The following is a 17,786-nucleotide window of genomic DNA, read 5'->3' as shown; positions in this document are numbered from 1 at the left end:
GCCCGCAGCTTCGCTGCGGGTCACGCACAGTGGGGTCGCCTTTCTTTGGTTACTTTCTTTGGCGAAGCAAAGAAAGTAACTCGCCCGCCGGGGCGAATTCCCGGCTCCGGCGCCAACCAAACAGCAAGGCAAGAACAAAGGCCCAAAGCCCCCACCCCCACCCTCCCCCAGCGGGGAAGGGAGCAAGCCCGAGCGAATGCCGCTCATACCGCCCCCCTCCTCAGGCTCCTCAGGTCATCGACCGCACCCAGGTAGGCCTCGATCACGCGCCCGTCGGACTGCACCTCCCGCGGCGTCCCCGAGGCCAGCGCCTCGCCCATGTTCATCGCCAGCACGCGGTCCGACACCTTGGACACCAGCGACATGTCGTGCTCCACCATCAGCACCGAGATGCCCAGCTCCTTCTGGATGTCCTGGATCCAGAAGGCCATGTCCGCCGTCTCCTCCACGTTGAGCCCGGACGAGGGCTCGTCCAGAAGCAGCAGCTTCGGCTCCGTGCACAGGGCCCGCGCCAGTTCCACCACCTTGCGCACGCCGTAGGGCAGGCCCGCCACCATCGAATCGCGGTGGTGCTGCAGATCCAGCAGATCGATCACCCGTTCCACCTTCTCGCGCGCCTCGATCTCGGCGCGGCGCGTGCCCGGGGTGAAGAAGATCTCGCGCCAGAAGCCGGTGCGCCGGTGCGTGTGGCGGCCGATCAGCAGGTTGTGCAGCACCGTCGCATGCTCGAAGAGCTCGATGTTCTGGAAGGTGCGCGCGATGCCCAGCGCGGCGATCTCGTGCGGCGCATGACTGGTGAGCGCGATCGGCGCGCCGTCCTCGCCGTGCCAGAGGATCTCGCCGGTGGTCGGCGTGTAGATCCGGCTGATCAGGTTGAATACCGTGGTCTTGCCCGCGCCGTTCGGCCCGATCAGCGTGAACACTTCGCCGCGCCGCACCTCGAAGCTGACCTTGTTGACCGCCAGCACGCCGCCGAAACGCACGCTCAGGTCCTTCGCCGAGAGAAGCACGGGACCGGCCGCCGCCGGGCCGCCCCAAGGTGGCCGGGCCTCCCCCTCGGGGGGTGGCGCAGCAGACGAAGTCGCAAGCCGGGGGGCAGTCATCATCGGAGGCGATCCGACTTGGTGAAGGACTTCTGCCGCTTGAACAATCCCTTGCGGTAGAACGGAAAGAGCTGCAGGTACGTGCGCACCTTCAGCCAGCGCCCGTACAGCCCCAGCGGCTCGAAGAGCACGAAGCCGATCAGCACCAGCCCGTAGACCAGTCCCTGCAGCCCCGGCGCCTGCCCGATCGCCGCCGGCAGCCAGTCCTTGCCCAGCGCGATCAGTTGCGGCATCGCGATCAGGAAGATCGCGCCGAGGAAGGCTCCGTGCACCGAACCCAGTCCGCCGATCACCACCATCAGCAGCAGGTCGATCGACTGCAGGATGTTGAACTGGTCCGGCGAGATGAAGCTCAGCTTGTGCGCATACAACGCCCCGCCCAGCCCCGCCAGCGCGGCCGAGATGGCGAAGGACATGGTCTTGTAGCGCGCCAGGTGGATGCCCATGCTCTGCGCCGAGATCTCCGAGTCGCGGATCGCCACGAAGGCGCGGCCCGTCGGCGAGCGCAGCAGGTTGAGGATCGCGAAGGTGCACAGCACCGCGATCAGCAGGCACACGATGTAGAAGTTCTCGCTCGACCCGATCTCCAGCCCGAAGAGCGTCGGCGCCTTCACGTGAAGGCCCGAGTTGCCGCCGGTCACCCGCTCCCAGCGCGCGAACACTTCCTCGACGATGAAGCCGAAGGCCAGGGTCGCGATACCCAGGTAGATGCCCTTCACCCGCAGCGCCGGCAGCCCCACCACCACGCCCACGGCCGCCGACAGCGCCGCTGCCGCGGCCAGCGCCAGCGGAAATGGCACGCCCGCATTGGCCAGCACCGCCTGCGTGTAGGCGCCGGTGCCGAGGAAGGCCGCGTGGCCGATCGAGAACTGCCCGGTGAAGCCGGCCAGCAGCATCAAGCCCAGCCCGACGATGCCGTAGATCAGCACGAAGGTCAGCTGCGCGAGCCAGTACTCGGGCAGCAGCCAGGGCGCCGCGATCAGCCCGGCGCCCAGCACGCTGTACCAGAACACGTGGCCGCCGTGCCTGGCCAGGGCGATGTCCTGCGCGTAGCTGGTCTTGAAGATGAAGCGCATCAGACCTTCTTCCGCAATTTTTCGCCGAACAGGCCGTTGGGCTTCACCATCAGCATGATCAGCACCACGATGTAGGGTGCCGTGTCCTTGAAGCCGTCTGGCAGGTAGAAGCCGGCCAGGGACTCGACGATGCCGATCACCAGACCGCCGACGATCGCGCCCGGCAGGCTGCCGAAGCCGCCCACCACCGCCGCCGGAAAGGCCTTGAGCCCGATGAAGCCCATGTTGGCGTGCACGAAGGTGATGGGCGCGAGCAGCATGCCGGCAATGGCCGCCACCGCCGCCGCCAGCCCCCACACCAACCCGTTGAGCCGCTTGACCGGGATGCCCATGTAGTAGGCGGCCAGCTGGTTCTGCGAGGAAGCCTGCATCGCGATGCCCAGCTTGCTGTAGCGGAACATGGCGTAGAGCAGGCCGCACAGGACGGCGGTGGCCGCGATGATCGCCGCCTGCTCCACGTTGATCACCAGCGCGCCGAGCTTCCAGGTCTGGTCCTTGTAGGGCACCGCGAGCGTGTGGGTGTCGGTGCCGATGCCGGGGATCATGGTGATGAGCCCGCGCGCCACGTAACCGATGCCGATGGTCAGCATCACGATCGAGAACTGGGGCTGGCCGAGGATGGGCCGGATCACCACCAGCTCGAGCAGCACGCCGAAGGCCGCCATGGCGACGACGGAGAGGATCGCCGCCAGCCAGAAGGGCAGGCCGAACAAGGCCATGCCGGCAAAGGCGCAGAAGGCGCCCAGCATCATCAGTTCGCCCTGGGCGAAGCTGACCGTCTCGGTGGCCTTGTAGATCAGCACGAACCCCAGCGCGATCAGGCCGTAGATGCAGCCTTGCGCAATGCCTGAGAGCAGGAGTTGGATGATCTGAAGCAACGGCGCCTCGGTGGTTGGCGGTTTATATCGGCGGCCCGGGCCTGCCGCGCTGAGGGTTGTCCCGCATGCCCCGGCACTCGGCGCCTTACTGATGGACAGCCAGGCGCCGCGAGCCGGCGAGGATGTCGCTGGGCCGCAGGCCGTAGATCTGGCGGATCGAATGGCTGAAGTGGGTGGAGTCGGGGTAGCCGGTGTCCAGCGCGATGTCGGTCAGGCTGGCACCCTGGCGCACGTGGTAGAGCAGGCGGCGCGCGCGCTTCCAGGCGCGGAAGGCGCGGAAGGTCACGCCGGTCTCCTCCTTGAACAGGTGCAGGAAGCGCGAGAAGGACAGGCCCACCGCCGCGGCGCAGTCCTGCGCCGGGCTGGGCGCGGCGGGGTCGGCGTTGATGCGTGCGATCACGGTGCGGATGCGGGGGTCGAGCACCGGCGGCGCCAGGGCCGCGCCGAAGAACAGGCTGTCGAAATCGGGGAAGCCGGCAGGCCCCTCGCGCCGGGCGATCGCGAGCAGGCATGCATGGCCTTCGCGCACGCTCTGCGCGAAGGCCGGCGCATCGACCGGACCACAGTGGCGCAGGACGGACGGCAGCAGCGCGGGGTTGACCGACTCGGACTCGACCAGCAGGTTCAGCACCAGCGGGTGCTCCGCCGCCACCTGGTGCGGCACCTGCGCCGGCACCACCAGCAGCTCCCCGCTCTGCCAGGAGCCGCCGGCCAGGCGCATGCGCAGCGGCTGGCCGGTGGGCGAGACGTACACGCCGTGGCCGCCCAGGCTGCGCTGTGCGGTGGCACCCAGCAGGCCCGCATAGAAGACGCGGGCCGGGCCCAGCCACATGAGCCGGTCGTCGCTGCGGCGCGGCGCCGCCGTCGATCCTACGATTGCCACGATGTGCCGTCTCCTCCATAGGCGCGGGCCAGGCGCAGGGCCGCGCATCGGGTCATCGTAGCGTCAGGCCCCGGCGCAGCACGGCCGCGGCGCCGGGGACTTTCCCTAGCCGGGCGGCATCCCGTCGAAGGCCTGCAGCGCGGGATCGATGCCGTCCCACGCCAATCCGCGGGCACGGTAGGTGAGCGCCTGGGGGGCGAAGCGGCCCGGCTCGTCCAGGCTGCCCGCAGGGACGGCGATCAGCTCCGGCATCGCGACGAAGCGCAGGTAGACCGGCGTTCCGCAGATCGGGCAGAAGGCGTGGACCTTCACGTTGCCGCTGTCGGCCGCGACCTCCCAGTGCGTCGCCTCGCCGGTGATCGTCATCTCGGCCCGCGCGGGAAAGGTCAGCCAGGCGCCGTGGCCGGCGCCGCTGCGCCGCTGGCAGTCGCGGCACTGGCAGTGGTTCTGGAAGATGGGCGCGTGCTTCGTGGCGTAGCGGATCGCGCCGCACGCGCATCCGCCGGTGTAGGGCTGGGTCATTGCGACGACTCCCGTGGCTGCCGGTTCAGGCCGCCTTCGGCTTGGCGAAGACATCGATGCCCTGCCCCGTTTCCAGCAGGGACTTCAGGCTGGAAAGAACGATCGGCCAGCCCTGCTGGATGCCCTTGGCCATCCCGCTGCCGGCCTCGAGCTCGTCGTGGGTGACGGTCAGCCGCACCATGTCCTCGTACGCCGCGATGTCGAAGCTCACGCGGCTGTAGCTGGCCGGCTCGGCGGCCTGCGAGGCATTGGCCCAGGTGATGACCAGGCGCGTCGGCGGCACGACCTCGACCACCTTGCCGACCAGCTCGACCGTGCGCTGCTCGTTCGCGCGCACGTGCTGCCAGCCCGATCCGGGCTGCCAGTCGGAGACGTTCTCGTGGCCCCAGTAGCGGCGCGCGATCTCCGGCTTCGTGATGGCCTCGAACACCTTTTCCGGCGTCGAGCGGATGTAGGTCACGTAGACGAAGCTCGTCTTCTCTTTCTCTTGGCTCATCGTCAATCTCCTTCGAGTTCCTTCTTCAGGTCGTGCAGCAGGCGCAGCCGCTGACGTTCGAACTTGCGCACCCACCGCTCGTAGACCTCGTGCAGCGGCACCGGGTTGATGAAATGCAGCTTCTCCCGGCCACGCCAGACCGTGCTCACCAGATTCGCCGCCTCGAGGATCCCGATGTGCTGGGTGGCCGATTGCCGCGCCATGTCCAGGTGCTCGCACAGCTCGCCCAGCGTCTGCCCGTTCCGCTCGCAGAGCAGGTCGAGCAGCCTTCGGCGTGTGGGGTCGCCCAGCGCCTTGAAAACCTTGTCAGCGTCGTCCATCCGTGTGTTCGTGCGTGAGGCGATGATATGCAGGCAAATGCCTGCATGTCAAGTGCTCGGATGCACCGCTCTCGATCGCCTGCTTGAAGCCGTCTAGAAGGTGCAGGTCAGCGCGAGATACGGAACGATCGGGTTGACCTTCAGGCTGGACATAGGGACGGAACCTGTCCGTGCCCCTGGAGACGGGCCGACATGGAGTGGTTTCGCCTTGGGCCCGGCCTTAAGTTTCGCCTAAGACAGCGCCGCGACACTGGATCCCGGCAGCCCATTTCGTCTCCTCCTCCTCCCTCCATCCAGGGCTGTCCTTGACCCGCTTCGGCGGGTCTTTTCTTTGGCGCGCCGCGCCCGCGTCCGCGGCGACGCGACAATGGGCCGCTCGCTCCGTTTCATCGAATGACCGCACCCGCCCCACCCCGTCCACGCCCCGCACGCACCGAGCGCGAGGTGCGCATCGACCTCGCCGCCGCCTACCGCATGGCCTGGCAGAACGGCTGGGACGACACGGTCTACACCCATCTCTCGGCCAGCGTGCCGGGCGAGCCGGGGCACTACCTGCTGAATCCCTTCGGCACCACCTTCGAGGAGATCACCGCGTCCAGCCTGGTCAAGGTCAACCTGCGCGGCGAGGTGGTCGACGGCTCGGGCGCACGCGTCAATCCGAGCGGCTTCGCCATCCATGGCGCGGTGCATGCGGCGCGGCCCGAGGTCGAATGCGTGATCCACCTGCACACGCCCTGGGGCGTGGCGCTGTCGATGCTGCCCGGCGGCCTGCAGCCGACCTCGCAGTACGCGATGCGGCTGCACCAGCGGTTCGGCCGCCATGCCTATGAAGGGCTGGCGCTGGGCGCCGACGAGCAGCAGCGGCTGGTGGCGGACCTTGGTGCGCTCGACGGCCTGATCCTCGAGAACCACGGCACCCTGGTCGTGGGCCGCACCGTGGCCGAGGCCTGGATGCTGATGCACCTGCTGGAGCGGGCCGCGCAGGCCCAGCTGCGTGCCATGGCCGCGGCCGGCGGCGCGGTGCACGCGGTCCGCGAGGACCTGGCCGCACGCACCTACCGCGAGTGGGTCGGCGATGGCAGCGAATGGGACGGCGACGTCGAGTGGCCGGCCCTGCTGCGCCGCCTGGACCGCGCAGCGCCCGGCTACCGCGACTGAACCATCCACAACCCTTTCACTTCCCCTGGAGACACCATGCCCACCATCCGCGTCGAAATGTTCGAAGGCCGCACCGTCGAGCAGAAGCGCGCCTTCGCGCAGGCCCTGACCGAAGCCGCCGTGCGCACGATCGGCGCCTCGCCCGAGTCCGTCGACATCCTGTTCTTCGACATCCAGAAGCAGGACTGGGCCACCGGCGGCAGGCTGTGGAGCGACCCGGCGCCGGCGAAGGCCGATTGACCCCGGCGTGCGGTTGCGTGCGGCGGGTGTGCGGGCGATAGTGCCCGTCCCAGCCCGACCCGCAAGGAGACCGCCATGCCGTACAGATTCCTGGCCCTCGCCGCGATTGCGTTCGCGATGCCCATCCATGCCGCGCCTGCATCGGCACCTGCGCCGGCATCGACCCCGCTGGTCCCGCTGGGCGTCTCGGGCACCGGCGAATCCTCGGTCGCCTGGATGCTGGATCCGGTGAAGAACCGCATCCTGGTCTGCCGCGCCGAGTACGGCGCCAGCAGCGGCGGCAGCAGCTGCAACGTGATCCAGCTGCCGCCGCGCTGAAGGTTCACAGCTTGTCAGGGCGCCAGCGCGCGCCGCAGCTCGGCCGCGCAGACCGACACGGCCGTGTTCGCCTCGTCGAGCAGCCGGCCCATGGTGATGAAGCCGTGGATCTGGCGCTCGAAGCAGAGGTACGCGGCGCGGTTGCCGGCCGCGGTGAGCGCGCGCGCATAGTCCAGCCCCTCGTCGCGCAGCGGGTCGTAGCCCGCGGTCAGCACCAGGGCGGGCGGCAGGCGCGAGAGGTCGGGGTGCAGCAGCGGCGAGGCGCGCCAGTCCAGGTCGTGCGCCGGGTCGGTGATGTAGTGGTCGTGGAAGTAGCGGATGGTGTCGCGGGTCAGCACATAGCCCTGGCCATTGCTGGTGTGCGAGGGGTGCACGCGGCGCATGTCGGTGGCCGGGTAGATCAGCAGCTGGAAGGCGATGGGCAGGTCGCCGGCATCGCGCGCGGCGATCGCCACCACCGCCGCGAGATTGCCGCCCGCGCTGTCGCCGCCGACCGCCAGGCGGGCGGCGTCCACGCCCAGCGCCTGCGCCTGGTTGTGCACCCAGCGGGTCGCGGCCAGTGCATCGTTCACGGCCGCGGGAAAGCGATGCTCCGGCCCCATGCGGTAGTCCACGGCCACCACCGCGCAGCCCGATTGATTGCACAGCGCGCGGCACAGCGTGTCGTGGGTGTCGAGGTCGCCGATGGTCCAGCCGCCGCCGTGGTAGTAGACCAGCACCGGCAGCAGCGCGCCGGCCGCGCTGCCCAGCGGACGATAGAAGCGCAGCGGGATCGGACCCTGCGGCCCCGGCGCGCTCAGCTCCCGCACCTCGGCCACCTCGCCCGGCGCGGGCTGGGTGATGGCGCGCCGCTCGCGGTAGAAGCTGCGTGCATCGGTCACCGGCAGCGTGTGGGTCGGCGGCACCTTGCGCTCGATCAGCAGGTCGATGAAGGCCTGGGCCTGGGGATGCAGCATGGCGGTCTCCTGGGGATGTGGGGGATCAGGCGGCGCGCGGCTTGACGCGCGAGGCGGCTTCCTTGGCGTTGCGGCGCGCGGCCTCCACGTCGTCCGCATGCGCCAGCGCCACGCCCATGCGGCGCTTGACGAAGCTCTCGGGCTTGCCGAACAGGCGCAGTTCGGTGCCGGGCACCTGCAGCGCGTGGTCCACGCCGTCGAACACGATGCCCCGGGCATCCGCGCCGCCGTAGATCACCGCGCTCGCGCCCGGGCTCTTGAGCGTGGTGTCCACCGGCAGGCCCAGGATCGCGCGCGCATGCAGCTCGAATTCGTTCTGCCACTGGGTGGCCATGGTCACCATGCCGGTGTCGTGCGGGCGCGGGCTGACCTCGCTGAACCAGACCTCCTCGCCCTTGACGAAGAGCTCGACGCCGAACAGGCCCTGGCCGCCGAGATCGGCCGTCACCGCCTGCGCGATGCGCTGCGCCTTTGCCAGCGCGGCGGGCGACATCGGATGCGGCTGCCAGCTCTCCACGTAGTCGCCGCTGACCTGCACGTGGCCGATGGGCGCGCAGAACTGCGTCTGCACCTGGCCGTCGGCGCCCAGGGCACGCACGGTGAGCAGCGTGATCTCGTAGTCGAAGTCGATGAAGCCCTCGACGATCACCCGGCCATGGCTCACGCGGCCGCCGGCCATCGCGTAGTCCCAGGCCTTCTGCACGTCGTCCGGTCCGTCGATCTTGCTCTGGCCCTTGCCGGAGCTGCTCATCACGGGCTTGACGATGCAGGGGTAGCCAATTGCCTTTCCGTCCACGCCATCGATCGCGGCCTGCAGCTCGGCCAGCGAATCGCAGAACTTGTAGGGGCTGGTCGGCAGGCCCAGTGTCTCCGCGGCCAGGCGGCGGATGCCTTCGCGGTCCATGGTCAGGCGCGCGGCGCGTGCTGTCGGGATCACGCGCACGGTGCCGGCCTCTTCCAGCTGCTGCAGCATCGGCGTGGCGATGGCCTCGATCTCGGGCACCACCAGCTGGGGCTTCTCGGCCTCGATCAGCGCCTTGAGCTGCGCCGGGTCGCTCATGGTGATGGTGCGGGCATGGTGTGCGACCTGCTGCCCGGGCGCGTTCTCGTAGCGGTCGACCGCGATGGTTTCCACGCCCAGGCGCTGCAGCGCGATCAGCACCTCCTTGCCGAGTTCGCCGGAGCCGAGCAGCATCACGCGGGTGGCGGTGGGGGACAGAGGGGTGCCGAGGGTGGTCATGGGAGGTCGTCGCGGTGGGAGGGAGGGAAGCCCGGCATTTTGAATCACCGCGGCTGTCACCGCCGGCAACACCCGCGCCGCGCCTGCTGTTCCACAATCGTGGGTTTTCAGTTCAAGGAGCACTCGAAATGGCAATCCAGACCGTCGGCATCATCGGCGCCGGCACCATGGGCAACGGCATCGCCCAGGCCTGCGCAGTGGCGGGCGTCAACGTGGTCATGGTAGACATCGCGCAGGCCGCGGTCGACAAGGGCCTGGCCACCGTGGCCGGCAGCCTCGACCGGCTGATCAAGAAGGACAAGCTCAGCACCGCGCAGAAGGATGCGGCGCTGGCGCTGATCAAGGGCTCGACGAACTACGACGACCTGAAGGCCGCGCAGCTGGTGATCGAGGCGGCCACCGAGAACCACGAGCTCAAGCTCAAGATCCTCCAGCAGGCCGAGGCGCTGCTGGCGCCGGAGGTGATCATCGCCTCCAACACCTCCTCGATCTCCATCACTCAGCTGGCCGCCGCGACCTCCCGGCCCGACCGCTTCATCGGCATGCACTTCTTCAACCCGGTGCCGATGATGGCCCTGGTCGAGATCATCCGCGGCTATCTGACCAGCGACGCCACGCACGACGCGGTCAAGGCTCTGGCGGAGCGGCTGGGCAAGTCGCCCATCACGGTGAAGAACGCACCGGGCTTTGTGGTCAACCGCATCCTGGTGCCGATGATCAACGAGGCCTTCTTCGTGCTGGCCGAGGGGCTGGCCACGGCCGAGGACATCGATGCCGGCATGAAGCTGGGCTGCAACCAGCCCATCGGTCCGCTGGCGCTGGCGGACATGATCGGGCTGGACGTGTGCCTGGCGGTGATGGAGGTGTACCTGAAGGAGTTCGGGGATTCGAAGTACCGACCGTGCCCGCTGCTCAAGGAGATGGTGGCGGCCGGGCAACTGGGGCGCAAGACCGGGCGCGGGGTTTACACCTACTGAAATTGCCGATCGCGGCGCCAGCCCTGCGCGCCTGGGCTGGCTGCACGCAGGACGGCGGGATGGCCAACCCGGCGTCCCGCGTTCTTCCTGTCCTCCGAAGCCTGCCAGGGGTCCTGCGCCTCCTTGGCTCCCGGCTCGAGCCATTGGCATCTCCAACAATGTGTAGTACTTTTGGTTGATGCGCCGATGCGCGCTTCACTCGACGATTGCGTCGGCGAGACCCAAAGAAAAGATCGCCCTGTCATTTCTGGGCCTGCTCGCTGGAGGGCATCACATGTCTGTGCGGACTGCGGCGGCGCGCATCGGCGCCTTGACGGCACCTCTTCTTTGCGCGGCATTGATTGCCGGATGCGGCGGTGGTGGTGGCGGTAGCGGTGGTGGCGACGTTGCCAGCGGTGCCAGCGGCAGCAATGCACCAGTGGCGCTACCTGCGCCGACAAAGGAAAGCGCGCAAGTCGTTGCGAGTGCGCCATCGGCCCCAGCCGCTGCCCAGGCGGGGCCCGTCGCGTTGACCGGGCCCCGAACGCCCATCTACCGCTTCTACAACTCGAGGACCAACGCGCACTTCTACACCATGTCGGCCGAAGAGCGCGACATGGTCATGGTCCGGTTCCCGCAGTTCAACTACGAGGGTGTGGGGTTCACTGCATATGCCGCCCCTCAACCCGGACTCAACGCTGTCTATCGGTTCTACAACGTGAGGACCGGCACGCACTTCTACACCATCGGCGAGGCCGAGCGGGATACGGTGATCAACACCCTTGCCGCCGTCTACGTGTTCGATGGGCCGGCCTGGTATGCAGCGACCGGCGGCGACGGGTCGGGCATCCCGATGTACCGGTTCTACAACGCGAGCACGGGAACGCACTTCTACACCATCTCGGCGCAAGAGGAGGCTGACGTTCGCGCGAGATTTCCCCAGTTCACACCCGAGGGCATCGGCTATTACGCATGGACGGAGACGGCAACGGTGGCACCTTTGCAACCAGCTGAACCGGTGGACCTCAGCAGGGTCCTGGGTCTGTGGGCCATCGATCCCAGCGGCGTCGGCGGCGATGCAGGGGGCGATGGCGGCGTGGGGGGCTCGGCCGGCGACGGCTCGCCACTGCGCCGTGTCACGGTGATCCTCAAGGACGCCACGCCGCTTCCTGTCGTCCCGCCCAACTATACGGGCGCCCCTCCGCCCGACCCCGAAGTGGCCCGCGGCACCACCGATGCGAACGGGAGGTTCCTGCTCAAGTTCAGGACGGCGACCATCAGGCCACCCCTGCTCCTGCAGGTCATCGATGCGGGCGGCAACGTGCTTGCAAGCACCACGGCGGAACAGGTCCCCACGGGGATGGCGATCCGCCTCAACGTCAACCCGCTGACGGACAAGATCGCCTCCGACGTGCTGGCGCCCAGTGCGGGCAGCACGGACAAGCGCGTGGTCGGCTCGCAACTGGATCTGAGCAGGCTCGCAACGGCCACGAGCAACCTCGTCGAATCTTCCAAGGCCGCGCTCGCTGTGGCGGGCATTTCCGACAGCAGCGCTTTCGACCCGATGCGGTCGATCTATGAGCTGGACGGCAAGGGCGTGGATGCGGTCATCGAATCGATCACCCATTCACGCGAGCCGACCACCGGCGCGACGCAGTTGCGCACCAAGCTGACTGCCGCGCAGACCAATGCGGATGGCAGCGTGACGCCGAGCCTGATCACGGCCAGTACCCCGCTGGCGCCCAGCGCAGTCGCCACGGAGAGCAGCCCGGCGCTGGCCTTCGCGAAGATCACGGCCTGGATGAACGAGATGAACCGGTGTTTCGCATTGAGCTCCGCAGCGCGCGCCGCCGACCCGGAGTGCGCCGACGCCGATGGCAGCCGGCTGGTATCGCCCGGCTTCAGGGAGAACGGCAAGGACCTCGCCGAAGCCTATCGCACGCTGTACAGCGAGGCGGATCGCTCGGCCGTGCAAGGCAGCACCTTGAGCAACCCCGCCATCCTCGTCAACTTCCCGGCAAGCAGCGCACCGCCCGAATCTGCTGCAACGATCGTGGAATTCACGGTGGACCAGCCGCGCACCGGTCCGCTGGCCGGCAACGTGGCCGGGCGCGTTCGCTACACCACCATGATGTCATTCGTGACGACGACAAGCCCCAGGGCCAAAGCGGGAAACTGGATATTGGGCGGCAACCAGAAGCGCTTCGACGCCTCGATCCAGCCTGGCTATCAGTATGCGTTCCAGTGGCACTTGGCCCTCTGGAGTTTCTTGCCGCATACGTATGAATCCCTTCTGGAGATCCGAGTCTCGCCGTTGCGCTTCGATGTCGCGACGCGTTCTTATGTGTCCGCCGATCTCCGGGCGGCGCGGGTCAAGGGCCCGGGACTGCCCAGCGCCGGCCTGGTGCTTTCCCCTACCACGGCACCCGGCGCGGGGCGTTTCTTCACGCCGCACAACAAGACGGGCGAGATCACCGCAGGGAGCATGACAAACGCCAGAACCCGGCCGATCTTCTACCTTGGAATAGAGAAGACCGCCGACAGCCAGCCTACAGCCAACCCCTCCTGGGGCGCTGGCAGTCCAGACCACGCCGATGCGCCGCTGACCGACTATTCGTCGATGCAGGCCTATAGCCGCTACACCATCGAATACTTCCTCACGAGCAATACGACGGGCACGCCCGACTGGGTGGAGACGGCCCGGATCCTGGCGCCCGTGATGCCCCCCAAATACCTGGAACTGCTGCCACACAACAAATTCGCGGCGTCGTCCGCTTTCGATCCGGGCTTGATCGCCCCTCCCCGCTGCTTCTTCCAGTTCCAGTGGTACCCCATCAACGGAACAGCCGCACCTGTGGACTCGGTGTTCGTCACCGATGGCGCAAGGATCATCAACGCCGACGTCGACGCCGTGAGCGCTCAGCCACCCAGCACCGCCGCAGCAGGAACATCCTGTGCAGACCCCAATGCCATCGAGATCGCGGGGTACGCCGGCATGGGCTTTCGGCAGGCCGGCGTCGGTTCGACGAACGCACGCTTCCGCGTCTACAGCACCGCCCGGTTCAACTAGGCATCATGAACAGCCGTGTCGCTGCATCCTGGCTGGCTGCCGGCGCACTGGCAGCGGCCGCAGCCGTCGTCCACGCCAGTCCCGCCCCTGGCGCCGAGCGCGTGGCCCTGGTGATCGGCAACTCCGCCTACCGGGCCGGTGCGCTGGAGAACTCGGTCAACGATGCACGCGACATGGCCGAGCTCTTGAGGCAGGCGGGCTTCCAGGTGGAATTGCGCCTGGAGACCACCAAGGTCCAACTGCTGGAGACGCTGCAGGACTTCGGCGAGACGCTGAAGGACAAGCGGACGAGGGTCGGCGTCTTCTACTACGCGGGCCACGGTGCCCAGCAGGCCTGGCGCAACTTCCTGGTTCCGGTCGACGCGAATGTGCAGTCGGCCGAGGACGTGGCGCAGATGGCGGTCGACGTCTCGGAGCTGACGACCGAGATGGCGCGTACGCGCGACCGCAACTTCCTGATGATCCTCGACGCCTGCCGCGACGATCCCTTCGGCAACGCCTTCCGGCCAGTTGCAAAGGGCCTGAGCCAGTACGACGCACCCGCAGGCAGCCTGCTCGCCTACGCGACGGGTCCGGGCCGTGTGGCCAGCGATGGCGCGGGCCGCAACGGGCTCTACACCACCTACCTGTTGCGCGAGCTGTCGGTGAAGGGCGTACGCGTGGAAGACGCATTCAAGCGCGTGCGCCTGGGCGTGCGGCTGGCATCCCGCGGTCGGCAGATTCCATGGGAGAGCACCTCGCTCGAGGAGGATCTCTATATCTATCCGCCGCAACGCCGCACGGCCTTGTCGAATGCCGAGCAGGAGGCGTTGCTGGACAAGGAGATCGACGCCTGGCGCGTTGCCAAGACCACCAACAGCGTCGATTCACTGGCGGCCTTCCTGCGCGAATTTCCGAGCGGGAATGTGAGCGAGCTGGCGCAGGCCCGGCTCAACGCGCTGCTTCGCGCTCTGGCGCCGCGGCCCCGCCTCGCGCAGTTGCATGTTCCCGAATCGCCGAGCGTGGCGCCACCCGACAAGATGGTGCTGGCTGCAGCGACGATGCCCGTCACGCGGGCGACGGAAGAGGCGCCGGCGCCAGTCCCGCCCGATGCGCAGCAGACATCTGCCGCGATGCCGCCATCTGCAGCACCGCCGGCGGCGGCGCCCGAGACGCCACCGGTTGCCGTCGCCAGCACGAGCCCGCCAGGAATGCCGCCCGCAGCGGCGGCCCCGGAGCAGGCGGAACCTGCCGTCGAGCTTGCAGCCGCGCCACCCGCCGCGCAAGCCGCACCCGTTGTTCTCCAGCAAGTCGCTGCATCCAAAGACGTCGCCGTCGATCTGCCTCAGGACCTCACGGTCCCCGCCACGCCCACCTACCAGGGTTCGTACGAGTACGTGCGTCGCTTCCAGCTTGGCGACGTGTTCAAGTACCAGGTCGTCAACCGCTTCAACGGCTCGGCGGCGCCGCTCGAACTGCGCGTGACCGGCATCGACCTTGCAAAGGACGAGGTCACGTACAACGGCGGTGAATACGTGTCCGACGGCATGGGCAACGTGGTCAAGAACCAGCGCGGCGCCATGGACAGCCCGCGGCAGTTCTATCCGGCCGAGCTGTATGTCGGAAAGAAATGGATCACGATGTTCCGCCAGTCGCGCGAGCGCGGCACCTACAACACCTTCAGGTACCAGCTCAAAGTGGTGGGCAAGGAAACCGTCACGGTACCTGCCGGCCGCTTCGAGGCCTACAAGATCGAAGCGCGTGGCTTCAACCTCGATCGCCGCGCGGCGCTGGAGCGCGACATCTGGCTCGCCCCGGGGATTGACGCAGACATCATTCACGAGACCAAGGTGCGGCTCGCCAACGGGATGATCGAACAATACGACAGGCAAGAGCTGGTTGCGTTGCCGAAGAGATGAGCCAAGCTTCAAAAATCGCCACTCAGGGCAGCACTCGACGAATCACCATGGCCACACTTCCTTCCACGAGCCCGAAGGCCCCGACGCAGCCCTGCGCGACGAATCTGCCGCTGCGCAAGTGCTTCTTGCGATGTGATCGCTATCTGCAGTTGCTCGTGGGTGGCACCTATGGATATGTCCGAGCCGACGGCTCCGGCAAGCCGCGAACGAAGTTCCACGGCGGGGTGGATCTTTTCGCTGAGCAAAACACGCCTTGCTTTGCGGTCGCCCCCGGCGTTGTGGAGTGGATCCTGCCGAAAGACGCAACAGACTGGGGCAATGCCGTGTTGATCCGTCACAAGGGCAACTGGTTCTCGCTCTACGCTCACCTTGCGGAAACCTACGTCAAGAAGGACTCACCGATACAAAAGGCTCACCTGATTGGACTGACCGGCATCAGCGGCAACGGAGATGCAGCCTACCCACATCTCCACTTCGAGATATGGAAGTCGCTCACTGCCGGGAAAAAAGGAACGCGGGAAAAGTACAGAATCGACCCTTTGAACGTTCTGGGGCCGCTTCCGTTCGTGCCGTTTGCGGCTGACGTGATCGATAGAAATCAACGCCGCGCGACGACGGCATAGCCCAGGTGCCCATGAATGCCCAGGGACACGACACGTCGTTCCCGGCGGCATGGAGCAATCACGCTAGGATCCAGGCACGTTCGATCTCCAGCGAGGCTTCTGCATGTCCCTCTCACCACCCGAAGGCATCATCACAACCGAGAAACGCGATCACGTGCTGCTGATCGGCATCAACCGCCCCGCCAAGCGCAACGGCTGGACGCCGAAGATGTTCCGGGAGCTGGCCGAGGCCTACACGCGGCTGGACGACGACCCCGCGCTGCGCGTCGGCGTGCTGCACGCCTTCGGCGACCACTTCACCGCCGGCCTGGACCTGCCCGCAGTCGCCGAATACATGAAGCGCGGCGAGAAGGCCATTCCCGAGGGCCTGGTCGAGCCGCACGACTTCGGCCTGCCCGGCTACCGGCGGCGCACCAAGCCGATGGTGGTGGCGGTCAAGGGCATCTGCTTCACCGTCGGCATCGAGCTGATGCTGGGCGCCGACATCGTGGTGGCCGCCGACAACTGCCGCTTCTCGCAGATGGAAGTGCAGCGCGGCATCATGGCCACCGGCGGCGCGACGCTGCGCATGGCGGAGCGCGCGGGCCTGGGCAACGCGATGCTGCACCTTCTCACGGCCGACGAATTCGGCAGCGCCGAGGCCTTGCGGCTGAACTTCGTGCAGAAGGTGGTGCCGGCCGGCCAGGAGCTGGACGAAGCCCTGGCGATCGCGCAGCGCATCGCGGCGCAGGCGCCGCTGGCGGTGGTGGCCACGCGGCTCAACGTGCTCAAGGCGATCGAGCAGGGGCCGCTGGCGGCCGTCGAGGACTTCGTTCCGGTGCAGCAGCGGCTGGCGAACAGCGAGGATGCGGCGGAAGGGGTGCGGTCCTTCGTCGAGAGACGGCCGGCGCGGTTCAGCGGGCGCTGACTTGCGCCCTCTCTCCCAGCGGGAGAGTGAACAAGGTATTCTTGCAATTAACTTGCGCACAACTTAATTGCACTCTACAATTCAACCCATGCCCCAAGCCACCATCACCCAGGACGAGATGCTGCGGCTCGACAACCAGCTGTGCTTTGCGGTCTACTCGGCCTCCCTGGCCATGACCAAGCTGTACAAGCCGCTGCTCGACAAGCTGAATCTCACCTACCCTCAGTATCTTGTGATGCTGGTGTTGTGGGAGCGTGACGGCCTGATGGTGTCGGAGCTCGGCGAGCGCCTCTCGCTCGACTCGGGCACGCTGACCCCCCTGCTCAAGCGCCTCGAGGCCAATGGCCTGGTGGCCCGCATCCGCGACGCGGCCGACGAGCGCCGCGTGCACATCAGCCTCACCACCGCCGGCCGCCGCCTCAAGGCGCGTGCCGCTTCCGTTCCGGCCTGTTTGATGGCCGCCAGCCAGTGCTCGATCGAGGAGCTGGTGGCGCTCACGCAGCAGGTCCAGCAACTGCGTGACCGCGTGAAGGCGGCCGCCTAGTTTTCATCGAGAGTTCCCCAGCCGCTTCGGCAACGAAGCATCCTTTTTTCCAACCACCAACCTGAAGGAATCATCATGGTCAAGAAGCTCGACAAGGTCCTGTACACCGCCCAGTCCCACACCACCGGCGGCCGCGATGGCGGCGCCGGCAAGTCCAGCGACGGCGCGCTCGAGGTCAAGCTCAACCCGCCCGGCTCCGGCAAGCCCGGCACCAACCCCGAGCAGCTGTTCGCGGTCGGCTACTCGGCCTGCTTCATCGGCGCGATGAAGGCGGTGGCGCCCAAGATCAATGTCAAGGTGCCGGAAGACGTGGCGGTGGATGCCAGCGTCTCGCTGGGCCCGACGGACGAAGGCAAGGCCTACGGCATCGCGGTCAAGCTGGCGATCACCCTGCCGGGCCTGGACGCGGCGCAGAAGGAACTGCTGGTCAACACCGCCCACCAGGTGTGCCCCTACTCCAACGCCACCCGCGGCAACATCGAGGTCGAGCTCTCGATCGCCTGACGCAGTCCCGCTCCGGAGGCCCGGCATCGCGTCGCCCAGGTGACGCCATGCCGGGCTTTTTTCATGCAGCGGACGCGGCTTCGCGCTAAGGTGC

The 17,786-nt window shown here is 67.6% G+C and carries 19 protein-coding genes; 10 read left to right on the top strand and 9 right to left on the bottom strand.

Annotated elements, in window-relative coordinates; translation table 11 throughout:
- Nucleotides 1-203 precede the first annotated feature (203 nt).
- The 7 genes from A8M77_RS28200 to A8M77_RS28170 all read right to left on the bottom strand — a co-directional run bounded on the left by A8M77_RS28200 (nt 204) and on the right by A8M77_RS28170 (nt 5,278).
- Nucleotides 204-1,010, bottom strand: coding sequence for an ABC transporter ATP-binding protein (locus A8M77_RS28200; RefSeq protein WP_238137003.1), 807 nt, complete (start codon nt 1,008-1,010; stop codon nt 204-206).
- Between the two features lie 92 nt (nt 1,011-1,102).
- Nucleotides 1,103-2,179 (bottom strand): branched-chain amino acid ABC transporter permease, encoded by a 1,077-nt coding sequence (locus A8M77_RS28195; RefSeq protein ID WP_086924773.1) that lies wholly within the window; start codon nt 2,177-2,179, stop codon nt 1,103-1,105.
- On the bottom strand, nt 2,179-3,057 hold the full coding sequence (locus tag A8M77_RS28190) for a branched-chain amino acid ABC transporter permease (protein ID WP_086924772.1): 879 nt from the start codon (nt 3,055-3,057) through the stop codon (nt 2,179-2,181). The genes A8M77_RS28195 and A8M77_RS28190 overlap by 1 nt, the downstream gene beginning before the upstream one ends.
- An 85-nt stretch (nt 3,058-3,142) precedes the next feature.
- Nucleotides 3,143-3,889 (bottom strand): AraC family transcriptional regulator, encoded by a 747-nt coding sequence (locus A8M77_RS28185; protein ID WP_086924781.1) that lies wholly within the window; start codon nt 3,887-3,889, stop codon nt 3,143-3,145.
- 156 nt (nt 3,890-4,045) lie between these two features.
- On the bottom strand, nt 4,046-4,462 hold the full coding sequence (locus A8M77_RS28180) for a GFA family protein (protein ID WP_086924771.1): 417 nt from the start codon (nt 4,460-4,462) through the stop codon (nt 4,046-4,048).
- A gap of 25 nt (nt 4,463-4,487) precedes the next feature.
- On the bottom strand, nt 4,488-4,958 hold the full coding sequence (locus A8M77_RS28175) for an SRPBCC family protein (RefSeq protein WP_086924770.1): 471 nt from the start codon (nt 4,956-4,958) through the stop codon (nt 4,488-4,490).
- 2 nt (nt 4,959-4,960) lie between these two features.
- Entirely contained in the window at nt 4,961-5,278 is a 318-nt protein-coding gene (locus A8M77_RS28170; RefSeq protein ID WP_086924769.1) for an ArsR/SmtB family transcription factor, read from the bottom strand.
- Nucleotides 5,279-5,671: 393 nt separating this feature from the next.
- Here A8M77_RS28170 and A8M77_RS28165 point away from each other — a divergent pair, with 393 nt between their 5' ends.
- The 3 genes from A8M77_RS28165 to A8M77_RS28155 all read left to right on the top strand — a co-directional run bounded on the left by A8M77_RS28165 (nt 5,672) and on the right by A8M77_RS28155 (nt 6,994).
- The gene (locus tag A8M77_RS28165; protein WP_086924768.1) at nt 5,672-6,436 is read left to right on the top strand and encodes a class II aldolase/adducin family protein; all 765 of its coding nucleotides are present in this window, start codon (nt 5,672-5,674) and stop codon (nt 6,434-6,436) included.
- Nucleotides 6,437-6,472: 36 nt separating this feature from the next.
- Nucleotides 6,473-6,676, top strand: a complete 204-nt coding sequence (locus A8M77_RS28160) for a 4-oxalocrotonate tautomerase (protein WP_086924767.1) — start codon at nt 6,473-6,475, stop codon at nt 6,674-6,676.
- A gap of 75 nt (nt 6,677-6,751) precedes the next feature.
- Nucleotides 6,752-6,994 carry a hypothetical protein gene (locus A8M77_RS28155; RefSeq protein WP_086924766.1) on the top strand — a complete coding sequence of 81 codons (243 nt, stop codon included), beginning with the start codon at nt 6,752-6,754 and terminating at the stop codon, nt 6,992-6,994.
- A 14-nt stretch (nt 6,995-7,008) separates the two neighbouring features.
- Here A8M77_RS28155 and A8M77_RS28150 read toward each other — a convergent pair whose 3' ends face one another.
- Both A8M77_RS28150 and purT read right to left on the bottom strand, forming a co-directional pair.
- The gene (locus A8M77_RS28150) at nt 7,009-7,950 is read right to left on the bottom strand and encodes an alpha/beta hydrolase (RefSeq protein WP_086924765.1); all 942 of its coding nucleotides are present in this window, start codon (nt 7,948-7,950) and stop codon (nt 7,009-7,011) included.
- Nucleotides 7,951-7,975: 25 nt separating this feature from the next.
- Entirely contained in the window at nt 7,976-9,190 is a 1,215-nt protein-coding gene (gene purT, locus A8M77_RS28145; RefSeq protein ID WP_086924764.1) for a formate-dependent phosphoribosylglycinamide formyltransferase, read from the bottom strand.
- A gap of 128 nt (nt 9,191-9,318) precedes the next feature.
- Here purT and A8M77_RS28140 point away from each other — a divergent pair, with 128 nt between their 5' ends.
- From A8M77_RS28140 to A8M77_RS28110, 7 genes are all read left to right on the top strand, one after another.
- Nucleotides 9,319-10,167, top strand: a complete 849-nt coding sequence (locus A8M77_RS28140; RefSeq protein WP_086924763.1) for a 3-hydroxybutyryl-CoA dehydrogenase — start codon at nt 9,319-9,321, stop codon at nt 10,165-10,167.
- A gap of 274 nt (nt 10,168-10,441) precedes the next feature.
- Complete coding sequence (locus A8M77_RS28135) at nt 10,442-13,216, top strand: hypothetical protein (RefSeq protein WP_143694784.1); 2,775 nt, start codon at nt 10,442-10,444, stop codon at nt 13,214-13,216.
- A gap of 5 nt (nt 13,217-13,221) precedes the next feature.
- A complete protein-coding gene (locus tag A8M77_RS28130; RefSeq protein ID WP_086924761.1) occupies nt 13,222-15,114 on the top strand; it encodes a caspase family protein in 1,893 nt (630 codons plus the stop codon).
- 47 nt (nt 15,115-15,161) lie between these two features.
- On the top strand, nt 15,162-15,737 hold the full coding sequence (locus A8M77_RS28125; RefSeq protein ID WP_158101013.1) for a M23 family metallopeptidase: 576 nt from the start codon (nt 15,162-15,164) through the stop codon (nt 15,735-15,737).
- A 103-nt stretch (nt 15,738-15,840) separates the two neighbouring features.
- Nucleotides 15,841-16,644, top strand: coding sequence for a crotonase/enoyl-CoA hydratase family protein (locus tag A8M77_RS28120; RefSeq protein ID WP_086924759.1), 804 nt, complete (start codon nt 15,841-15,843; stop codon nt 16,642-16,644).
- 88 nt (nt 16,645-16,732) lie between these two features.
- Entirely contained in the window at nt 16,733-17,188 is a 456-nt protein-coding gene (locus A8M77_RS28115; protein ID WP_086924758.1) for a MarR family winged helix-turn-helix transcriptional regulator, read from the top strand.
- A gap of 75 nt (nt 17,189-17,263) precedes the next feature.
- A complete protein-coding gene (locus A8M77_RS28110) occupies nt 17,264-17,692 on the top strand; it encodes an organic hydroperoxide resistance protein (protein WP_086924757.1) in 429 nt (142 codons plus the stop codon).
- Nucleotides 17,693-17,786 lie beyond the last annotated feature (94 nt).

The organism is Variovorax sp. JS1663 (assembly GCF_002157355.1).
In the GTDB taxonomy this organism is placed as follows: domain Bacteria; phylum Pseudomonadota; class Gammaproteobacteria; order Burkholderiales; family Burkholderiaceae_C; genus Variovorax.
This window is presented reverse-complemented; position numbering and strand designations above follow the sequence as displayed.

Coding starts and splice junctions, on each gene's coding strand:
- A8M77_RS28175 (WP_086924770.1), bottom strand. CDS start 4,958: ATGAGCCAAGAGAAAGAGAAGACGAGCTTCGTCTACGTGACCTACATC.
- A8M77_RS28130 (WP_086924761.1), top strand. CDS start 13,222: ATGAACAGCCGTGTCGCTGCATCCTGGCTGGCTGCCGGCGCACTGGCA.
- A8M77_RS28185 (WP_086924781.1), bottom strand. CDS start 3,889: ATGTGGCTGGGCCCGGCCCGCGTCTTCTATGCGGGCCTGCTGGGTGCC.
- A8M77_RS28110 (WP_086924757.1), top strand. CDS start 17,264: ATGGTCAAGAAGCTCGACAAGGTCCTGTACACCGCCCAGTCCCACACC.
- A8M77_RS28165 (WP_086924768.1), top strand. CDS start 5,672: ATGACCGCACCCGCCCCACCCCGTCCACGCCCCGCACGCACCGAGCGC.
- A8M77_RS28120 (WP_086924759.1), top strand. CDS start 15,841: ATGTCCCTCTCACCACCCGAAGGCATCATCACAACCGAGAAACGCGAT.
- A8M77_RS28135 (WP_143694784.1), top strand. CDS start 10,442: ATGTCTGTGCGGACTGCGGCGGCGCGCATCGGCGCCTTGACGGCACCT.
- A8M77_RS28155 (WP_086924766.1), top strand. CDS start 6,752: ATGCCGTACAGATTCCTGGCCCTCGCCGCGATTGCGTTCGCGATGCCC.
- A8M77_RS28160 (WP_086924767.1), top strand. CDS start 6,473: ATGCCCACCATCCGCGTCGAAATGTTCGAAGGCCGCACCGTCGAGCAG.
- A8M77_RS28150 (WP_086924765.1), bottom strand. CDS start 7,950: ATGCTGCATCCCCAGGCCCAGGCCTTCATCGACCTGCTGATCGAGCGC.
- A8M77_RS28115 (WP_086924758.1), top strand. CDS start 16,733: ATGCCCCAAGCCACCATCACCCAGGACGAGATGCTGCGGCTCGACAAC.
- A8M77_RS28125 (WP_158101013.1), top strand. CDS start 15,162: ATGGCCACACTTCCTTCCACGAGCCCGAAGGCCCCGACGCAGCCCTGC.
- A8M77_RS28170 (WP_086924769.1), bottom strand. CDS start 5,278: ATGGACGACGCTGACAAGGTTTTCAAGGCGCTGGGCGACCCCACACGC.
- A8M77_RS28195 (WP_086924773.1), bottom strand. CDS start 2,179: ATGCGCTTCATCTTCAAGACCAGCTACGCGCAGGACATCGCCCTGGCC.
- purT (WP_086924764.1), bottom strand. CDS start 9,190: ATGACCACCCTCGGCACCCCTCTGTCCCCCACCGCCACCCGCGTGATG.
- A8M77_RS28180 (WP_086924771.1), bottom strand. CDS start 4,462: ATGACCCAGCCCTACACCGGCGGATGCGCGTGCGGCGCGATCCGCTAC.
- A8M77_RS28140 (WP_086924763.1), top strand. CDS start 9,319: ATGGCAATCCAGACCGTCGGCATCATCGGCGCCGGCACCATGGGCAAC.